The sequence below is a fragment of the Syntrophorhabdales bacterium genome (assembly GCA_035541455.1).
Classification (GTDB): domain Bacteria; phylum Desulfobacterota; class Syntrophorhabdia; order Syntrophorhabdales; family WCHB1-27; genus JADGQN01.
Genome location: DATKNH010000116.1, coordinates 1 through 19763, shown reverse-complemented (window position 1 = coordinate 19763; position 19763 = coordinate 1). Strand labels below are relative to the sequence as shown.

Here is a 19763-nt window from a genome sequence, read left to right as displayed (position 1 = left end):
TTTTATTTGAAGATACCCATCTTGAAAAGGATCACGATGAAACCAAGGCAAATCCCAATTCGCATGCATCCGGCCACATACCCGATCAATACGCCCTTGGGGCCCGCTCTCCTCAGATCACCCAGTTTTGTCTGAAGACCCAGGCCCACGAAACAAAGGGTGAAAGACCAGTTCATTACCTTCTCCATTGCCTCGCTCGCCGGTTGCGGCCACAGGTGGAGGCAGTTGCCGATCCACACCAGCATGAACCCGAATACAAAAAGCGGGAACTTTTCTTTCAGGACCTGCCAGACACTGATCTTCGACGTGCGGAATTCGTGCGTCAATGTCATGAAGTAGATGAAGAGCACACCTGCCGGAATGAGGACAACCCTCCCGATATTCGCAAAGCCGGCGACTTTCCCCGCCTCAAAACTGAAGTTGAAACCCGTGGCAATCACCTGGTTTGAATTTGGTACTCCCGCAGCGCATAACAGGCCGAAGGCATCATTCGAAAGACCGAGAAGCCTTCCGAATAAGGGAAGACCGAAGAGGCAGAAAAGGCCGAACGTGACGGATACGGCGATAGCGTAGGCCACTTCTTCGCTCTTCGCGCGCACCATGGGCGCGATGGCCACACAAGCTGAGACACCGCACATGGAAAAAGCGCCTGAGAGAAGCGCCGTGAGCGAGTCTCCCAGTTTGAAGAAACGGCCCATGAAGATAAAGACAAGCGCTCCGCCGAACACCATGATCACCATGAGAACGATGGAGACAACGCCGAGCTTGACGAGATCCCTCAATACATATTGTGAGCCCAGCATGATGATACCGACATTCATAAAGACTCCGCTATACGTCAACCCCGGTTCCCACGACTTAGGCACGCCGACCACATTTCGAATGAGTATGCCTGCCACGAGGCCGATGACCACGTAGTTAAAATGGAGCAGGTCGACAAAGAGTCCCTTACCATAGATCGGCGGCAGCACTGCGTCCACGTAGGCGAGGAGGCTCTGCACCGTGAAGGAAAAGTCAAGGCCCGGCAATCCGCAGATCACCGCGATGATGATCATGGCCAAGAGTCCCGGCCAGCTTCTTCTGAAACTCGGGAGCGCGGCCCACACCGACGGTTTTCGGACCGGTACGGCTCCCCCAACAGCTCTGTCAAACGTTATATCTTGCGCCATAGGCTATCTCCTTGATCACAACATTACAGGTTATCGGCATTGCCGACGAGATGGAGTGTTGTGGCGTAGTCCGGATGCAGAACGAGGCGGACCCAAAGCGAGGGCCGCAGGCGTACTGAAGTAGGTCGAGGACCCGCGCTGCCGCGCCCAACGAAGTTATGCGCCGGAATCCGCCACAACACTCTCATTTCAGCCGCCATATCTCTCTGTAAGCCAGCCTCTTGAGCAGTGTCTTCCGCAGAAAATGCTCGGTCGTGCCGTTCACGCCCACCATTACATCCACGTTGTTCTTCGGATATTCGGCAAGATTCGGCGTCCTCCTCCCTGTTTTATCCTCGATGTGCCACGCCTGGATACGCTCGCCGTCAAAGTCATCGATCACAATCTTGAAATAGCCTTCGGGTCCTGTATACGTGTTATTCCTGGCGTCGAGTACGATGGGCTTAGGATTATCAAGAATGAACTCATTGAGCATGTAGCAGTGGCCGCACACGTCGGGTCGCATGATATAACGGGGGTCAGCTGCCCACGGTTTATCCCGTTCGAGTTTCTGAGTTCCCGTGGAGGCATAGAGTGTGACCTTCCCCGACTTGAAGTCGCACGGGAGCTCAAGTTCAACATGAACGTCCTTGTACTCCATCATCACCTTCTGTTGCGAAGGGCTGTACTGCGGTAACGTGTCGTATACCTTCTGATCTACTGGGCCGAGCTGCTTCTCTGCGAGCACTTTGCCCTCTCGGTCAAGCAGCGCCAGCCTTGCTGTTTTCGCACCCTGGTCAACGCTCACGACCTTGAGCTTGTACTCGCCCACAGGCGCCTGCTCGCCAGCTTTCAGTTCCAGCTTTTCCGCCTCCTCGTACGAGATGGTAAAAGAGTCCATGCCGGGACTGCCCATCTCATCAATCTCCACCAAATCGGGACTCACCCACCGGGGTATCACATAGGTTGCGCCCTCTGCGTAAACATCCGGCAAAGAGTACTCCTGATTGGCAAAGGATTTGTCGCCATAGATGGGCTTGTACTCCGAGAGGCCCGGAGCGAGCAATATATCCGCTCCGAACGCGTTGCCTGAATACTTGATGATGCGCATGGTTGCCACCGGCCTTCCCCAGAGCCAGCGCGATCCCAGAAAACGGACTGCTTTGCTCCCATCCCCCAGAGGGATATCCTGCCAGAACAGGAGGTTTCCGTCTCCCATCGGCACCTGTTTCCAGAAATCGATCGCAGCATGCTTCTTGACGACCAGATAGCTCTCGGTGCTCAGGAGATATGCTTTTTTGCCGAGAATGTAGAACGATTCACCAGCGAGGGGCCGCACGTTTCTGTCCAGGCGGGTGGTATAGTAGAGGCCGGCCGGAGGTATGATTATTTTGCCGTTGTGGTAATCAACATAACTTCCCCGTATGACCAGTGCCTCTGCGGACGTAAGCTTCTCCCCTTTACGGTTCTCCACGAATTTACGCGTGAATCCTCTCAGCTTGGGCACAAACGCGCAGTCAGGGTCAGGCGCAAACCATTTGGCAGAAGCGATGGCAGGAGGGTACGATGTGAACTTTGATTTCACCACGGGCACCCCGTAGGTGGGGTCCGCAAGCCTCGTCAGGAAGGTATCCTCCATCACGGAGACGACCAGTTCACTCATGCCGATAAAGAAGTCTGCGTTCTCTCGCCCTTCCTTCCACAGGATAAGGTTATCAGTACGCCGGAATAAAGAATCACGGACATACGAGTTCTTCACCACATCGCCTTCGATCTTTCCGGCCACCATCTTAAAATAGGGTCTGTCCCAGAAATCGGATATCTTGACCGGCCCTGCGTAGCTGTCTTTCTCGTTAGTAAGCTCAAATGCATCTTTGTTCTCGAGGACAACGCGCTTTAGCATGCCGCTCATGGAATCGGGCTCGAGCCTCACGATGTAGCGCTTGTCCCTCGGCCATGGCTCTCCGTCTCGGAGGCGCACAAGGTTATCGTAGATCATGAAGGAAACCGTACCGCTTGTCCATCCCAGTGGAACGTCGTTCGCCCAGGGCGCGAAGTCAGAGCCCTTGTACCAGGAAGGGTCGATGACAAGCTCGATGTGCAAATCAAGATCGAAGTCGGTGAGAGACATCTGATCCTGCTGCGTCACCTTGTACTCCTGCTGTGTAGCGGGCACGAGGAGTTTTGACGCCAGTACCTTTCTGCCCGTCCAGTTGCGCACCTCTACAAGAATTCCGTTTTCTTTTCGGAACGCGTAAATCCTCTTGTCCCACCACCAGCGATAGCTCTCCTGCCGTATGCCCACCACGTGGGGCCTGTCCGTGGAAAATACAGCTTCCTTGATAACCGGATACCTCACCTCAGAAAAGAGCGCGTCGTTATGCGTCATTTTTTTCGTGGTGAGCTTCGTAGCGCCGTACGTGTAAGAGCTGGTAAGAAAGAAGGGCTCCTGTTGCGGATTGACGCCCTCTTTCAATTTCAGGTCCCGCGCCTTCGAAGGTTCAGGAAATGAGGAGGAGACCGGCATCTCTGTCTGCCATCCTCCGGACGGGGCGATAACCGCTAACTCTCCGTAGGGTTTTCCGTAGTGATCTGTCGCGTAATCGAACCAGAGCCGGTAGCCTGAATCATCGAGAAGAACCTTGCCCCTCTTCTTCACCGCGACATCCCTCTTTGTTACCTGTGCTGTTTTCAGGGACAGGAGATACGAGGTCTCGCCCAGAATCAGGAAAGGGTCTCTGCGCAGGGGCTTTGCGTCCTGTGACGTGGATGAAGCGTAGAAGAGCCCGCCGGCAGGGACAATAACTTTGCTGTCTTTAACCTGGCTGCCTCTCAGCACCACGCACTCGGCCAATTCCTTTTCCTGTCCGTAATGGTTTCGAAGGGTCTTGTTAAGAAGGCCTCCCAATTTAGGAATGTATGTGGCGTCTTCCGCCGGGGGCAAGCCATGGGGAATCTCACGGGCAGCCTCACGCGCCTGCTCAGCAGCCCGTGCGCAGTTCACACCCTGAAGCCCCCAGAAGAGTACCGCGAGGGCAAGCAGTCCAAGAAATACTCTTCGAAGCCGCGCTCTGGTCACACAAACGAAGGAGTTCAGCATGTACAGTCCTTTCCTCCGATACCTTCAAGAATAAAGAATGGTTTGATTCGCTTAAGGAGTGTCCGGTCCATGCCCGGTACCTGGAGCAGCTCTTCCACAGTCTGAAAATCGCCATTATCTTTACGGTACTTAACAATATTCTTTGCCAGCTCCGGGGTCATGAGGGGCACGTTTTTCATCAAATCGTCCGTGGTCGCCTTGTTGATATTGACTGTCTTACCTTTAAGTTTTTCCTCTGCCGACCAACCGGATGAAGAGGGCCAGAGACTGAACGCAACACTAAAAAAAACGATTACTGTTACACAGACCAAAGCGATTTTTTTCTTTGCCATTGCACAATCCTCCTTATACTACGGTCTTCGCACTGCTCGTGGTGCGCTGGTCATACGGATGCCTGCCCCGCAAAGATGAGGACCATCCGCAAGAGAAACCCGCCTAGCAGCAACGCGTATAGTGCTACTGAAATCTTAATTCTATTCATCTGTCCTCTGCCCACGACAAGAACAAGCGGCAAAAGAATGCCCAGACCGAGCACACCCGCCCACCAGACCACACCCATTCGTCCCGCAATCAGATGGCGAACATCGTTCCATGGTGCGTAAGAATACGCAAACAGAGCAAAGAGCAGAGTGAAGAGCAAGTAAACGGGTAACAATATCTGATAGCCTCTGCGGAGCCAGAGAATGGGCTGCTCCATCATGTCTGTTCGGGCAATTCTGAGCGCAATCAGCCCGGCGGCTGCAAATCCCGTGGCCAGAGCCGAGAAGCAGAAGAGACCTGGAAGGGCAATATTTCTCCAGAGAGGTAGAGATGAAACAGAGAGCAGCACGCCGGTATAGACAGATACCGCAAGCGCAAAAGGAATCCCCAATAGTCCCAGGCTGCGGCGATATGCTGCTTGCCGCGGGAGCGTCCATCTGCCGATGAGTGGTATCTTTGCCCAAAGCGGCTCAGGAACAAAGAAAAGAGCGTGAACAACAGATATCAACGCAAAAATCGTGAGCAGCCAGACACCAAACGACATCGGCGAGTCGATGTTGAAAACAACCAATGTAAACCAGAAACGCGTTTTGTACATGAGGTCGAGTATCAGCATCGTGAGACCGAAGCCGAGAGAGAGCGGGGTAAAAATCGCCGCGCCTCGGGCAGATGTTTCGAATGCATCCCCTTTCTTTCGTGACGCCAGTACGGCAAAACAGAAGCTCCCCGCCCCGAGGCCTGCGAAGAAAAGATCCAGCGCTACAGGGAGTCCCCAGGCCTCGACTGACTCAACCATCGATGCCCTCCTGCGGACCAAGCCTTCTCCAGAGCCACGCGAGCACAAGGGCTCCGGGTAGAAGCCCGCCGAGCCACTTCCAGACCTGAAATGCGCGCACCGTGTTGAGCGGCACAGGTTCAGGCAACCTGTAATCACCGGGCAAGCTTTGAAGCGCGTAGACCATATGCAGACGTTCGGCTTTGCCGTAAGCCCGCACGTCAGGTGTTTTCCCGTCAGGATAGTACGTAAGCGCTTCCGTGGGGCATTTTGCCACGCATGCCGGCGCTTTACCCGTGTCGACTCGCTGAACGCAAAAGCTGCACTTGCGCATTGTATGTTGGGTCGGGCTCTTTTTTGGAACGTGAAAGGGACAGGACTGAATGCAGTAGCCGCAGCCGATACATCTCGTTCGCAGGTGTTCCACCACTCCGTCAGCTCTGCGGCGTAGGGCACCTGCCGGACATGCGGAGGCACATGAAGGATCATTGCAGTGGAAGCATGCCGTCGATACAGACCATTCCTGTACCGTCGGCAGATGGCCCGCCACGCGGCTTTTCACCCAGCGGAGTTGCACGCCGGGAGGCGCATCGTTCTCCAGCTGGCACCCCACCTCGCACGAGTGGCACCGGATGCACTTCTTTTCGTCGAATAAAATAAGCCGCTCAACCATACAACCTCAAGCTACGTAACCAAATCCTGATATCGAATTCCTTAACAATCCCGAATAGCCAAATGTTTACATTTCAAACAGGCAGCAATGCGTGCCGCGCTTTGAACATTTGAATTTTGAGATTGTTTAGAATTTAGAATTTCGTAATTAAAACTTGTCATTCTACACCCTTACCAACCTGCAACCGAATCCGTTAAATTGAGCCGATACCTTGTCCCAGTTGGAGGGAATGATCGTATTGATGGAGGCTCCCCTGTTCTCCGCAAAGGGACTTGTCGCGGCAGGATGAGAAGGTGTCCAGACAAGCCCAGGCAGGATCATTTCACTTACGACTAATCTGACCTTGATCTTCCCAATGCCGGTTTCCAGATACACCCAGTCACCGTCCTTGATTCCCATTCCCTTGACCGTATCCGGATGTACTTGCACGTAATTCCCTTTGGAGAATTGAGCCATATACGCGGACCAGTTCGTGTAGGTGTGCTGCCAGTGCTGCACCACTTTGCCCTGCAGAAAAATAAGGGGAAAGGCTTTACCTTGCTCCGGCGCTGCGAACGGGCTTTCTTCGGGCTCACTCCACTCTATGTTCCCGAGAGCCGGTGAACGAAGCTCCACTTTCCCATCACCGGTCAAGAACCGATCTTCAGGATAGAGAGTGCCGCGGGTGCCCGGGTGCTCCTCCGTCGGGCACGGCCAGCAAATGCCTGCCGGTTCTTTTTTCAAGCGTTCCAGCGTAAGACCTGACCACGTAGGAGCATTTCTCCTCACCAGTTCAAATATCTCCTCCGGGCTCTTCAGGTCAGGAAATTTTTCTCCGTTCAACTTCTTTCCCAGGCCAGAATAGAATCGCCAGTCCTCTGTCGTCTCGCCCTGCGCAGGTACGGCCTGATTGCGCCAGACAACCTGTCGCTGCGCCCCGTACTGAGAGCCTGAACTCTCGAATGGCATAGTGCCCGGGATTATCAGGTGCGCAAGGCTTGCCTCGTCATCCATAAAGAACCCACGATAGACGACAAAGTCGACGTTTCCTATCGCCTTACGGACCCTGTTCGCGTCCGGATAGCGGCGATAGCTGGAATTCAGGATCAGCACCTTGATGCGTTTCTGTTCCATAGCGAAGAGTATCTTTCGGAAACTCAGGGCACTCCCGAGATCAGGAGCACTGAAACTCTCTTCCAGGGCCTCGGTGCCTCCGGGCTTTCCTCCCTGAACATTCATGATGCCTTTGCCTGGGCCGCTCAGGTTTGCAGTCAGCGCCTGCAGCGCGATGATCGCCCGGACACTCTGTATTGAGTTGGTGTAGCGTGATATGGAGCCGCCAAGCCACACAACGGTTCGCTTGCTCGCAGCGAGTTGCTTTGCGAGTGCCTTCACCTTCTCTTCCGGTACCCAGGTTATTCCCGCAACTTTATCCGCGGTATAGGTCTCAGCCGCGTCTAGCAACTCTTTGAAACCGTTGACATGACGGGCCACATAGTTGCGGTCATACAGGCTCTCTTTTATCAGCATCCGGATAAGAGCGAGAGCCAGCGCGCCATCCGTGCCCGGTCGCGCCATGATCTGCTCATCACAGTGATTGCTGGTCGGTGTCCTCCGGGGGTCAAGATAAATGACGCGCACGCCTTTCTCGCGCGCCCTGTCTATCCAGCGGATATACGGCGGGTACATTTCTGCGATGTTGGCTCCCCAGAGCACAAGCGTTTGCGCGTTCATTACTTCGTCGATCGTTGTCGTGGAAACAGGGCTTCCCAAGCAGATGCGGAGAGCCGTTGCCGAGCTCCCGATGCACGTGTCTCCCGGTGAGCAGATGTCCGGAAAACCTGCGGAGTACAGAGCCATCTGTGCTGTAATTTCACTTTCGTGTGATTCCCACAACGGAGCGAAAAGAACGAGGCGGTGTGTGAAATCCTCCGGAAAATCGCTCTTGATTTTCAGGATGCGTTCAGCCACCACGGCAAGTGCCTCACTGTAGGAGATACGCTTCCAGCCGGCGCCTTCGCGTTTCAAGGGATAAAGCAAGCGATGCGGGCTGTAGGTAAGCTCTACCAGCGCCTGACCTTTAGGACACATCTTCCCTTCAGTCCAGGCGTTTTCCGGGTTGCCATACACGTTGACAACCCGTTTATCCTTCACTTGAACGATTGTGGTGCATCGTACCTGGCAGAACTGGCAGCAGCTCATGACCTCGCGGTCAATGTGATTTGCTGCAGAAGGAGCCGCTTCGCTGGCATCACCTTGCACTATTTTGGGGGCGGCTAGCGCACCCGCACCCAGCGCACTTGCTTTCAGGAAGCTCCTGCGGCTTATACTCCTCTTTGTTCTGCTGTCTTCCATCCCGCAACCCAACGCTGCGCACGCACTCTACGTCTTCTTCGCAAACGGAGAATTGGGCTCGAAAATTTCATACATGATGCGGCCTTCAAAATTGGGCGGCGGCACCAACCCGAACATGTGCATAATTGTCGGCATCACGTTCATCATGTGACCGCCCTTCGACACGTCATTGTTCTTCTTGATACCCGGGCCGACCGCAATGAAAGAAGTGAGCGCGTTGCCATGATAGCCGGTAAAATGTCTGCGCGGATTGTCCCATATTGCGCCGTCGCGGCCGAACCCGCCGAAATTGATCTGGTAGAGCCCGTCGTTTTTCTTGCCGGGCACTTTGATGCCGGACGCATCGCGGAACCCGCAGAACTGCACGTCACCCGCGTACCAGCCGTAATCGCCTTTATAAATGTTCTCGACCCGGTCTGCGATGTTTGTGTATTGCTGCCCTTCCGGATCTTTGAGGTTCTTCAGTTCAGCGATGATGAAGTCACGCAATTTCTCATACTCGTTATATTCCACGATGCCATTCGGTTCCCGGCCTTTGAGGTTGATGAATATGCCGGGGTTCCAGGACGTGTATGCTTTGGTCCTTGACCAGTCGATATCATCGTTATCATAGGTCCGTTTCTTACCCTCAACTTCCGGCTTCACATTGAGGAGACCCAGCTTCATCAGCCATGAGTTGGGCTCGAAATCTTTCTTGGTAGGACCCCAGGCGTGGTCGGAAATCAACATGAAACAGGAATCCTTTGGCAGTTCCTTCAGCATCCGTGCCAGTTCCTTGTCAACGTACTGCGTGAACTCGAGCATCACTTTGTCGTTCCCGTACTTCTCTTCGTACTCTTCTGACCAGTCTGGATTGCCTTCGATGCGGGTCATATTGTGGTTAAGGCGGTCATACGGCATATTGGAGAACCAGAAGAAGTCCCACGGCTTATTTTTCGTCAGCCAGATCACGATGTCGTTCTGTTCCCGCGTTGCATCATAGCAATCCTCTATCAGCGTCTCCTCTTCCTGCACGTACGCGATGAAAGACGTGTAATCATATTCGAAGGGGACATTCGGTGTCCGATAGTAGCCGACCGCGTCATACACTTCTTTCTGCAGAGAGGCAGGATAGGTCCAACGGTCAGTCGGGACGACCGGTCCGTCAAAGAACGGGTCTATCGGCTCATGCCGCTCGGGTGCCGTGGGATCCTGCAGAAGACGGTAACGGTAGAGTTGCAGGTCGCCTTCTTGCGTATTGACCCGTTCCGGCTTCCAGCGAACGATGGCTCTTCTCCCGTTAGGGAATTGTATGGGGACGTACTTTGACCATTCTCCTTCCTTCAGTGTAATCTTCACGTCGCCGTATGCGATGGTTACCGTGTTTCCAGGATTAAGCGTCAGATCGAGCGGCACTTGCTGGTCCTTCCTGCGGATCATGGTTGAAACTTTTCCGTTGGAGAACGCAATCTTTGTCTTTAAGGGGCCCGCTGCCCTGTGTTTTTCCTGGGTGTAGTATACATGCCCCATGTTGAAGGGTTGGTCGCCGGGGCCAGGCGCGCCCTTGCCCGACATCATAAAGCCATCCTTCAGCCGTTCCGGCGGCCAGGACATTGCCGTACCGCAAAGACCCACTTTCACGCCTCCTTCCGCGAGCATGAAAGGCACTGTGGCCGCGTGGAGCCTGAAGAAGCGGTTTATGCCTGAGGTCTGATAGGCCGTCTTGTCATAGATCTGCCATGGATGCGATCCGAAGAAGTTATTCTGACCCGGGCCAACGCCCGTGTTGTAGGCAGCCCAGGCATCCACAGACATGCCGCGAAAAATATTCTCAAACTCACCGTAGCTTCCTTGGGTAAGGAGTTTCTTGAATGTGGGAAGTTTGCCCTGCTTGGACCATTCAAGTATTTTTTCCATGCTGCATGAGTCAAGACCCATGAGCAGGATCTTCGGTTTTTGGTGAGCTTTCGTGGCCTTTCCCGCTTTATTTTTGGCAGCGGCAGCACCTGATCTATCCGCAGTGAGCCCAACAACTGCGGTTCCCAAGAGGCCGCCGGCCAGCTTCTTCAAGGCATTACGACGTGATATGCCTTTTTTGTCATTCTGATCGTCATCGTTCTTCTTCTCGTCCATGGCACACCCTCCTTGTATGACAAGCCCTACGGGCTGAATGTTCAACGTAAGATTTCAGAAACTTTGCCAGCTAACACTTCGACGGTTTCAGGCTCGGCTCTTCCTCATCGTCGCCATCACCTTTGGCCGCGGGCAAGAGTATGTCGCCTTTTGAATCAACCTGTAGCGACATCTTTTTGAGAATGTCTTGAGTCATGCCTGGTACCTTCAAAAGATCGTCAGGTTTCTTAAATGCACCGTTCTTGGTGCGGTAATCCGCTATTGCCTTCGCAAGAGCCGGGGTGACACCCGGAACCTTTGCGAGCCTTGCTGCGCTCGCCTTATTCAGGCTTGCCTTCCCCGAGCTTTGCGCAACCGCTGCCCCGGAATAGCCCAGCAGAAACAGCGCTGCCGCCAGGACAAGCGCCAGGAGAGAATATATTCTGATACGCATCTCTCTACCTCCTTTTTTGGTGTGATGGCGCACAGCGCACAGGACATCCGCTTCGCCATGCGTCATCACGCACGGTTTACCATCTATGCACTATCTACTTACTATCCAGGTGCTGCTGCGATACTGCATTAGTATCTCGGGAGTTTGGTCTCTTCTTCGTCTCCTGCGCTCTTAGCCTGTCCGAAGGATAGCGCTGGTGCGATAGCGTCCGCTTTCTCTTTCGTCATGCCAGGGACCCTCATCAGGTCGTCAGCCGATTTGAAGGCACCCGATTTCGCCCGTGTATCAACAACCGCCTTAGCCATGTCGGCAGACATACCCGGTACTTTTGCAAGCTGATCCGCAGTCGCCGCATTCACGTTCACCTTCGCCGGGGCTTGAGCGTGGAGGGCTGCTGCCGCTACAAAAGCAAAGCCCAGGCAAAACACAAAACCCAAAAGCAATCTCCGCTTCATTTCCGTTCCTCCTTATCTGATCTTATTTGGTGGGACCGGAGCGCCTTGCGAACGGGTTTCGGCCTCTTCGGCTCTCCGGTCCTGCTCACGCTTATGGTTACTACGATATGCTACTTCGCCATTTTCCATATTTCCGGGCATTCTCCTGCGAAGGGTTCCTTCTTGCTCAGGTCTTTGCCCGCGAGTCCCGGATAATCCTTTCCATACTTGTAAGAACGGTGGATCATGTTTGCCGCAAGGTCTTCTCTTGCCGACACGCTGTCCTTGCCGTCGTCATAGAAGCACTTGATTTTATCACCGGGAAAAACAGGGTTGACCCACTCCCAGACCACCTGCGGCTTTTCACCATACGTCACCTCAAACACATGACCGTGGTTGCTCGATGTCACCAGGATATTGCCGTTCGGAAGCTTTTGCGCCGATCCCTGATACGTCGTATAGAAACTGTTGCCTATTACAGGCTCGAACTGCCAGACAATCTTCCCGGTCTTCGGGTCCATCTCAACTACGCGCGAGCGGTTCTTCTCCGGTCTCTTCCATCCGTTGTCGAATATCTGGAAATGACCATTCTCCAGCACCGTTACATGGTGCGGCCCAAAGAGGATCTGGTCTCCATCATCCAGAAACTTGGGCGGCTTTCCCTTTCCGTAGGCGCTGGGATTGCCCCAACGAAACTCTATAGCCCCCGTCTTATGGTTGATAAGATAGAACTCACCAAAGTTCCGGGAATTGACGAGAATCTGGTCAGTTGCAGGGAGGTAGTCGACGGTATTGAAGTGCGTCCAGTCGGGGATGTGCATGTAACCGGAGGCCTTCGGAAGCTGAAAGTTGATGTCGAGCTTCTTGGGTCCTTTCCCGATGTGATCCCACGCGTGCCACTCCCATACCACTTTCTTGTCCCTGCTTATTTCCTTCACGTAATCCGGCCAGAGTCCGGTGTATTTCTTGCCCTCAAACTCCCATTCTTTGGGCATGGTCTTCGGGTTGCGCCCTTTCTTGATCGCCTCCGCGGCGCTCTTGTACTCCCAGCCTATCAAAAGAATGTTGCCGTTCGGCATAACATTGAAACAGTGGTGCTGGAGCGCAGTCGGGCTGTACTCCTTGTATTCCCATACCACGTTTCCATCCCAGTCGATCTCCTGGATAAGCCCTGCGGTGCCGCCGAACGCAACGGGCGTCTTTTCAGGGTTGGGCTCAGGTCTTCCAGCGCGCAGAATATTTCCATTGGGCAGAAGCATCGCAAAGAGCCCTGGTAGATACTTACTCTTCCACGTATGAACGACATTTCCCTCCATATCAATGAGGTACGTTGTCGTGCTCAAACTGGGAGCGAACAGCATGTAACCATCGTACGCTTTTTCTTTGTTGTACCTTATTAATCCTGTGGGACCATACAGCAACTCATATGCCTCGGCCGTCACCAGCGAGGCTGCAATAAATCCTATAATTGCCAATGCACAGAACACCTTCTTTGACATGATCACCCTCCTCTCATGATAATGTAGTCTCAAAAAACCATCACGCTTCAGAAACTACTGCTCAGAATACGTTCCCACCCCCTCTCCTTCGCACTGCCCGTAAACATACTATCTTCGCGGTCCGATCGCCTTCTTCTCTTTCGGTTTCGTAGAAACAGGCCGCTTATTTCCGTACATTCTTAAAGCAATCCGTGTGCCGAGTATGGTGATACCCGATCCACGGTGATGAGCCGTGATTTCATGGCTTTTGAGAGCATTCCGTCTTCACAAGAAAAGTCTGAATTGCCTCAAGTGTGCGAAGTGTTGCACAGCCGTGCAGGTTACTGCGCAACATAGATAATTCGGGAGAGGGATGTCGCTGGATTTGCAGCACACTAGAGATCCACACCGTACTGCGCCATCTTGTCGTAGAACGCGCGACGGCTGATTCCGAGGAGCCTTGCAGCCATAGTGCGGTTGTTATCCGCTGCCTTCAACGCCTTTACGATCGCGCTCTTTTCAGCCTCTTCCACCACCTGTTTCAGGGGAAGCGGTGTATTGTCCGTCAAAGCACCCACCTCTCTGGCGAGAGTCTGTTCGATACTCAGGCAGTCGAGGGTGAGTGTCTCGTCCTCTGCGAGAAGGACCGCGCGTTCCAGAATATTGGCCAGTTCCCTGATATTCCCTTTCCAGGGCCAGCTGCGCATGGCCGCCAGCACGTTCGGTTTGATGGTGCTGATCTTTTTCTTGTAGGATTTGCAGAACTTGTTAAGAAAGTGGTCGATGAGCAGAGGAATGTCTTCAAGCCTCTCGCGCAGAGGCGGTAGAAAGAGCGGCACAACAGCCAACCTGTAATACAGATCGTCGCGGAAACTCCCTTCCTGAATTGCGGGCTGGAGATTCCGGTTCGTGGCCGATATGAAACGTACGTCTATCTGTATAGTTTGATTACCACCCACCGGTTTTATCTCCCGTTCCTGTATGGCGCGTAGCAGCTTCACCTGCGTGGAAAGCTTGATATTGGAGATCTCATCGAGAAAAACTGTTCCACCCTGGGCCTCTTCCAGCAGGCCGCGTTTTGCGCGTATCGCGCCGGTGAACGCGCCTTTGACGTGGCCGAAAAGCTCGCTCTCCAAGAGCGTCTCTGTCAGGGCACCGCAATCGATCGGCACGAACGGACGGTCGCGGCGCGAGCTGTTCTGATGTATCATGCGCGCGAGCAACTCCTTACCTGTCCCGCTTTCTCCTTCTATCAACACGGACGCCTGTGAATCGGAAATCTTTTCAACCTTCCGAAGCAACTCATGCATCGCCTTGCTGGAGCCGACCACCATCTTAGGAAATTCCTCGTCGTCTTCATGCAGACGCAATGTGTCAAGCTTCCGGTTGAGCTTCCCATACTCCAGGGCTCTGCGGATAAGGATCTCGACGTCGCGTTGCTTAAATGGCTTGGTTATATAGTGGAAGGCGCCCAGCTTGATGGCTTCGACAGCAGTTTCAATCGTGCCCACGCCTGTGATGATGATAAAGGGCAAAGTGGCATCTACGGCTCTTACGCGTTCGAGTAATTCGATACCGTTCAGATCGTCCATAGCCATATCAGACAGCACAAGATCGAATTCGGTCTGTTCAAGAGCTTTCCACCCATCCTCGCCGGATCCTGCAGTATGCACATCATAGCCGAGACGCGTCAGGAACCGCGCCAGGACTTGTCTCATTTCAGCTTCGTCTTCGACAACAAGGATTTTCTCAGCCAATGCTGCGTTCCTTTTGGGCTGCAGGAGGCGCATCCGGAGGCGGACAGAAGGGAAGATCGATGAAGATCACGGTGCCGCGACCGGCCTCCGATTCGACGCGAATAGTCCCGTTATGCTTATCGATGATGCGTTTCGAAATAGAAAGCCCGAGCCCGAATCCTTTGTTCTTGCGCGCGGTGTAGAAAGGATCGAATATCTTCGCCAGGTCTTTCTCGGGAATACCGGTGCCGGAATCGGCGATCTCAAGGTGAATCAGTTGGGTGCCGTTGTTACGCTCGTGCCCTGCACGTATCGTGATAGTTCCTTTCTGTGGCATGGCCTGCACAGCATTCAGAATCAGATTGATCATAACCTGCTGAATCTGGCTGTCATCGCCTTCAAAAAAGAGAGGTCCGGCAGGGAACGATTTTTCTATCCGGACTTGTTTCTGCTTGAGCTGCTGCTTGCAGAGGCTGAGCGATTCTTCAACCAGGCCGGTCAAATCGATACGCACCTTTGCAGGAGGGGTCGGCCGGGTAAAGGTAAGCAGATCGTCGATGAATTTGCCCGCCCGCAGCGCATTGCGCTCGATCGCCTCGAGGCTGTCCTTTGTATCGCCGTCATCGAATTTCTGCTGGAGCAGCTCCTCTGTGTTCGCAAGAATGATCCCGAGCGGATTATTGATCTCGTGCGCGATCCCTGCGGCCATCTCGCCCATGATAGCCAGGCGCTCCGACTGGATCAGCTCTTCCTCCAACCGTTTGCGCTCTGTAATATCGCGCGAAAAGCAACAGGCCAATACGGTGTCCGGTCCCCTCACGACTGTGGCGCTCATTTCTACATCGATCATCCTGCCGCTCTTGCTGCAAAGAGAGAACTCTCTTGTCCCCGCCGCTGTCGTGAAGATCGACTCAATAAAATTTTCTATCTCCGCTTTCTTCTCAGGCGCGACAAGATCGCCGATACCTTTGGAGCATACTTCTTCCAACGAGTAACCGAGCCTCTGCAGCACGATCTTGTTCGCATGCATGATTCTGCCGTCCGGCGCAATAAGATGGATCATCTCAGGGGAGAACTCGATCAGGTCCTTGTGTTTCTGCTCTGAAAGCTTAAGGTCATGTGTCACCCGGCGCACCTCTCTTTTCAGTGTCCTGTTCCAGATGATAAATCCCAGCAGCATCAAAGCAAGAAGTCCGGCTGCGCCGCTCCCGAACTTGATGTACTTTTCCAGGTCTGCAAATTCGATCTCGTGTCCGAACCACTTCTTATGGATTGTGTCGAAACTTCCGTTCTCCACTATTTTGCCGAAAGCAACACTCAGCTCTGTGAGCAGTTGCGTGTTATCGGCCCGCACCGAGACGGTCAAAGGCACCGACTCAACGGGCATGCCCACTTCTTTGATGTTTCGCAGATTGTTTTTCTGGATCGTGTAGATCGCCGCGCGGCCGTTGGGTGAAATGTAAGCCTGAGCTTCTCCCGCATTGAGAAGTTGCAGGGCCTTCTCCTGGGTCTCGGCCTCAATAAACTTGACCTTTTCCCAGCTGGGAACCAGTGTTCTCAGATCACTACCTTTCAGGACAATTGCCGAGATACCCGGGAGATCCCGGACACAGGTGACGGTCACGCACGAATTATTTACAAAGAGTTTTCTTTCCACCTGAAGCGGCAGTTCAAGCGACTGCAGCCTGGCACTCGGGATTTTCTCGCTGATTATTAAATCCACTTTACCGTCATAGAGACGCTCTTCTAATTCGCTGCTCTTTGCCGGGAAGAGCCTGAGTCGTGCCTCCAGGTTGGCAACAAGCAGCTTTGCCAGATCAATATCGAAACCCCGAATCGAGTTCGATTCAGCATCGATGAAGGAAAAGGGGGGCAAAGAGGAGTCGACACCTACCCTGAGTATTCGCTGAGGATAAGCTGCCACCGGAAGAAGGAAAATGACGAGAAGAACAAGAATAAAGGCCGCTCGTATCGGCCTGAAGCGGTTCACACAAGCCTCTGTTGCGGAAAGGTTACCATACTCTGCCCGAGCTCACAAGTCGCAGCAGCTGACGTGCGCAAGGACCAATCATCTGTTTGTCCTTGGGTCCAGATCAGGGAGCTGCAGTGAACCGCAGCCCCTGATCTATTTGCCCGTGCTTCTATTTGGGGTTCTTTGCCGTTCCTTCATCGAGCGCCTTGCGAAAGTCAGGACATCCCGCAGTCAAAGGCCCCTTCGGCGTCAGGTCCTTGCCTTTAAGACCGGGGTAGTCCGGCGCATAGCGGTAAGACCGATGCACCTCGTAGGTGACATCAAAATCATCCCTCGTGCAGTTCACACCTTTTTCATTGACCGGGTTGATGTACTCCCAGACAATCTTTTTGTCCCGTGTCACTTCAAACATGTGACCCCAGTTTGTTGACGTCACGAGGAAATTGCCGTTCGGCAGCTTCTGAGCACTTGACTGAAACGCCGAAGAGAATGAGTTTCCATAGCGCGGGATGCCTTTTCCGGCAAACTGCCAGAGGATCTTTCCCGTCTTCGGGTCCATCTCTATGACGCGGGAATAGTTTCCGGAAGGCCTGAAGGTGCCGTTATCAAATATGGTGATATTCCCGTCCTCCTGCACTTGCACATGATGCGGGCCGAAGAGGATCTGGTCGCCGTCGTCTACGTAACCGCCTGGCAGACGCCCTTTTCCGTGCGTACCCGGGTTGCCCCAGCGGTAGACGATCTTGCCGCTCTTCTTGTCAATGATGTAGAACTCGCCGAAGTTGCGGGAATTGACCAGCACCTGGTCGGTTTTTGGAAGATACTGTACTGTGTTGAAGTGCGTCCAGTCAGGCCCTCCGTAGAGCGGCCCCAGCGTTGAGGGAAGGGTGAAGTTTATGTTGATCTGGTCCGGCCCTGTGCCGATGTGATCCCACACGTGCCACTCCCAGACCATCTTTCCGCTTTTGTCTATTTCGCGGACAAAGTCAGGCCAGATACCCTGGACAGGCTGTCTTTTGGGGTCCGCAGGCGAGACGACACCGTCCGGCTTGGTCGTCTTCGGGTCACGCCCTTTCTTTATTGCTTCGTCCCAGCTCTTCTGCTCCCATGCGATGAGCAGTATGTTACCATTGGGCATGACGTCAAAAGCATGATGATAAAAGCCCTGCGGGCTATTCATCTTGTATTCCCACACGACCTTGCCATTCCAATCGAGCTCCTGCAATGAACCTGAGGACCCGCCGAAGTAGACCGCGAATCTTTCATTGACACAGGCGCCGCGCAGGATATTGCCGTTCGGCAGGAGCACCGCATAAAGTCCGTTCAGGTTATCGGTCTCCCATTTGTGAATAAGGTTCCCTTCCATGTCGATCAGGTAAACATCTTTAGTGTATGGAGTTGCGTAAAGTGTGTAGCCATTGAAAGCCTTTGTCTTGTCCCACCTGAGAAGACCTGTAGGCTGAAGGAACGATTCTGCTCCCGCGATACTGACTGCGAGTAATACAAGACATACAATTAGTAAAGCCGTAAACCCGTTACGCTTCATAAATACCTCCTTTCTTGGAATGGAATTACCTTGGACGATGTCCTCATTTAGCGCCGGAGCAAGGGGTGTGCCATACTACGCCACGGCCAGCTCGAGGAAATCCTGAGAAGTATTGACTGGTTTGCCGGATTAAACAATAGGTCTCGTCGGAACGCCCTCCATGCTGTTGTAAGGGTTGCTTTACGGTGTGAAGATATCCGTACAGCTTTCCGCCACGACAGAGATTCTGGACAACCCTGATTAACGTGCGATGCTGAACGAGCAAGGCGCAATCGATCCGTTACATTTTGCCGGGCGGATCGATCGCGCCTTCAGGACAGACTTCCGCACAAAGCCCGCACTCCAGACACAGGCTTCCTTCGATGCTATAGACGTCTCCTTCTGTGATAACGCCCACAGGACATGAGTCGACGCACGCACCGCATGCCGTGCATTTTGCGGTTATACGAAAGCCGGGTGGGTTTACCGTGGCTCCCCCAAACGCAAAGCGTTCTTTTTTGGGAGGCTCGTGGCCCAGATCGAATATTTCCCCTTTGCCTCTGAACAGGTGAAAAGGCTCCAGGATCTGAATTGTCTCGCCAGCATAAAGGTTGCCGAGGAGCGGGTTGCGCTCCAGAATCCTGTGCATCATTTCTCTGCCCTCGCAGCGACGAATGTCACCGATGAGGCGCACGGCCACGAGATCTTCGTTCATGCCGCAGATGGCGACCTTGGGGTTCTGTTCGAGCTGCTTGTAAAAATGTTTGCCTCGCCCGGTGGTGAAATAGATGCCGTCCTCTTCTACGAGCATGACGTTGACGATCCTCGCGTCCGGCTCCCCCTGATTGATCGTGGCGAACGTCATGGACTTCACCTTCAAAAGAATATTCAGCGCCCTTTGCGTTACTTCATCCATGGTATAGTTATGCCTCCTTGTTATTTGATGATGGCAGATAACAAGCTCATGGCTTAGTTTTTTCTTGAAGTGGCGTTATCCGCAGATTGGAAAAGTACCCGCTTGAACCATCGTCCACCCATAAGCCAACGGAACCTTGCGCATCGGGGCCCATCTTCAGATCGGTCACGGTGAGTGCGGGCTCAGGTTCGTTGTTGACGTATGCCTTTGCGGTGGTTCCGCTCACTTCTATCCGAAACGGTATCCACAACCTTGGTGCTATGCTCGCACCCTTCTCGTACTGCCCCGGAAACTCCTTCCTGAATCGGGAAAACCGCCAGTCAGGATACGAGAAGTATTGGATGGCCCTTTCATTGCGGGGAGAAGGAGGGGGTGGTTCAGCTTTCAGTCCGTTGGTCATTCGCAGGTAGATCGCCTCAAACTTGGACGCATCTTCATCGACGCGAAAAGCGATGCCCACGAAGCCTCGCGCATCCGGAGCACCCTTATCGTTGACTTCACCTGCTATGTCAACTTCGATGCTGCCATTGTGGAAGGTAACGGGCAGCAGGGCGAACGTTGCCTGATCCCCGGGCTGTCCTTTCAACATCTTTGCCTGCATGTCGTCGGTAAGAGACACCTTAAGACATGTGCGCCCATTAAAATCA

15 protein-coding genes are annotated in these 19763 nt (G+C 53.5%); all 15 read right to left on the bottom strand.

Annotated features, from left to right (window positions below; translation table 11 throughout):
• Nucleotides 1-2 precede the first annotated feature (2 nt).
• Entirely contained in the window at nt 3-1169 is a 1167-nt protein-coding gene (locus tag VMT71_11995; protein ID HVN24685.1) for a putative sulfate exporter family transporter, read from the bottom strand.
• Nucleotides 1170-1353: 184 nt separating this feature from the next.
• Nucleotides 1354-4248 (bottom strand): hypothetical protein, encoded by a 2895-nt coding sequence (locus VMT71_11990; GenBank protein ID HVN24684.1) that lies wholly within the window; start codon nt 4246-4248, stop codon nt 1354-1356.
• The gene (locus VMT71_11985; protein ID HVN24683.1) at nt 4242-4580 is read right to left on the bottom strand and encodes a helix-hairpin-helix domain-containing protein; all 339 of its coding nucleotides are present in this window, start codon (nt 4578-4580) and stop codon (nt 4242-4244) included. Before VMT71_11985 ends, VMT71_11990 begins: the two co-directional genes overlap by 7 nt.
• A 50-nt stretch (nt 4581-4630) precedes the next feature.
• Nucleotides 4631-5524 carry an NrfD/PsrC family molybdoenzyme membrane anchor subunit gene (nrfD, locus tag VMT71_11980; GenBank protein ID HVN24682.1) on the bottom strand — a complete coding sequence of 298 codons (894 nt, stop codon included), beginning with the start codon at nt 5522-5524 and terminating at the stop codon, nt 4631-4633.
• Nucleotides 5517-6176 (bottom strand): 4Fe-4S dicluster domain-containing protein, encoded by a 660-nt coding sequence (locus VMT71_11975; protein HVN24681.1) that lies wholly within the window; start codon nt 6174-6176, stop codon nt 5517-5519. The genes nrfD and VMT71_11975 overlap by 8 nt, the downstream gene beginning before the upstream one ends.
• A 162-nt stretch (nt 6177-6338) precedes the next feature.
• Nucleotides 6339-8510, bottom strand: a complete 2172-nt coding sequence (locus VMT71_11970; protein ID HVN24680.1) for a molybdopterin-dependent oxidoreductase — start codon at nt 8508-8510, stop codon at nt 6339-6341.
• 27 nt (nt 8511-8537) lie between these two features.
• On the bottom strand, nt 8538-10622 hold the full coding sequence (locus VMT71_11965) for a hypothetical protein (protein HVN24679.1): 2085 nt from the start codon (nt 10620-10622) through the stop codon (nt 8538-8540).
• A 70-nt stretch (nt 10623-10692) separates the two neighbouring features.
• Nucleotides 10693-11055 carry a helix-hairpin-helix domain-containing protein gene (locus VMT71_11960; protein HVN24678.1) on the bottom strand — a complete coding sequence of 121 codons (363 nt, stop codon included), beginning with the start codon at nt 11053-11055 and terminating at the stop codon, nt 10693-10695.
• A 128-nt stretch (nt 11056-11183) separates the two neighbouring features.
• The gene (locus tag VMT71_11955; protein HVN24677.1) at nt 11184-11510 is read right to left on the bottom strand and encodes a helix-hairpin-helix domain-containing protein; all 327 of its coding nucleotides are present in this window, start codon (nt 11508-11510) and stop codon (nt 11184-11186) included.
• 110 nt (nt 11511-11620) lie between these two features.
• A complete protein-coding gene (locus VMT71_11950) occupies nt 11621-12988 on the bottom strand; it encodes an aryl-sulfate sulfotransferase (protein ID HVN24676.1) in 1368 nt (455 codons plus the stop codon).
• 374 nt (nt 12989-13362) lie between these two features.
• On the bottom strand, nt 13363-14724 hold the full coding sequence (locus VMT71_11945; protein ID HVN24675.1) for a sigma-54 dependent transcriptional regulator: 1362 nt from the start codon (nt 14722-14724) through the stop codon (nt 13363-13365).
• Complete coding sequence (locus VMT71_11940) at nt 14717-16693, bottom strand: transporter substrate-binding domain-containing protein (protein HVN24674.1); 1977 nt, start codon at nt 16691-16693, stop codon at nt 14717-14719. The genes VMT71_11945 and VMT71_11940 overlap by 8 nt, the downstream gene beginning before the upstream one ends.
• A 151-nt stretch (nt 16694-16844) precedes the next feature.
• Entirely contained in the window at nt 16845-18221 is a 1377-nt protein-coding gene (locus VMT71_11935; GenBank protein HVN24673.1) for an aryl-sulfate sulfotransferase, read from the bottom strand.
• Nucleotides 18222-18501: 280 nt separating this feature from the next.
• A complete protein-coding gene (locus tag VMT71_11930) occupies nt 18502-19116 on the bottom strand; it encodes a 4Fe-4S binding protein (GenBank protein HVN24672.1) in 615 nt (204 codons plus the stop codon).
• A 46-nt stretch (nt 19117-19162) separates the two neighbouring features.
• Nucleotides 19163-19763, bottom strand: a 601-nt coding sequence (locus VMT71_11925) for a hypothetical protein (protein HVN24671.1), incomplete at its 5' end; no start/stop codon positions are given.

Bases quoted from the DNA above. Each gene is read 5' to 3' on its own strand.
- VMT71_11990 (HVN24684.1), bottom strand. From the start codon at position 4,248: ATGCTGAACTCCTTCGTTTGTGTGACCAGAGCGCGGCTTCGAAGAGTA.
- VMT71_11955 (HVN24677.1), bottom strand. From the start codon at position 11,510: ATGAAGCGGAGATTGCTTTTGGGTTTTGTGTTTTGCCTGGGCTTTGCT.
- VMT71_11950 (HVN24676.1), bottom strand. From the start codon at position 12,988: ATGTCAAAGAAGGTGTTCTGTGCATTGGCAATTATAGGATTTATTGCA.
- VMT71_11975 (HVN24681.1), bottom strand. From the start codon at position 6,176: ATGGTTGAGCGGCTTATTTTATTCGACGAAAAGAAGTGCATCCGGTGC.
- VMT71_11930 (HVN24672.1), bottom strand. From the start codon at position 19,116: ATGGATGAAGTAACGCAAAGGGCGCTGAATATTCTTTTGAAGGTGAAG.
- VMT71_11995 (HVN24685.1), bottom strand. From the start codon at position 1,169: ATGGCGCAAGATATAACGTTTGACAGAGCTGTTGGGGGAGCCGTACCG.
- VMT71_11935 (HVN24673.1), bottom strand. From the start codon at position 18,221: ATGAAGCGTAACGGGTTTACGGCTTTACTAATTGTATGTCTTGTATTA.
- VMT71_11960 (HVN24678.1), bottom strand. From the start codon at position 11,055: ATGCGTATCAGAATATATTCTCTCCTGGCGCTTGTCCTGGCGGCAGCG.
- VMT71_11970 (HVN24680.1), bottom strand. From the start codon at position 8,510: ATGGAAGACAGCAGAACAAAGAGGAGTATAAGCCGCAGGAGCTTCCTG.
- nrfD (HVN24682.1), bottom strand. From the start codon at position 5,524: ATGGTTGAGTCAGTCGAGGCCTGGGGACTCCCTGTAGCGCTGGATCTT.
- VMT71_11965 (HVN24679.1), bottom strand. From the start codon at position 10,622: ATGGACGAGAAGAAGAACGATGACGATCAGAATGACAAAAAAGGCATA.
- VMT71_11985 (HVN24683.1), bottom strand. From the start codon at position 4,580: ATGGCAAAGAAAAAAATCGCTTTGGTCTGTGTAACAGTAATCGTTTTT.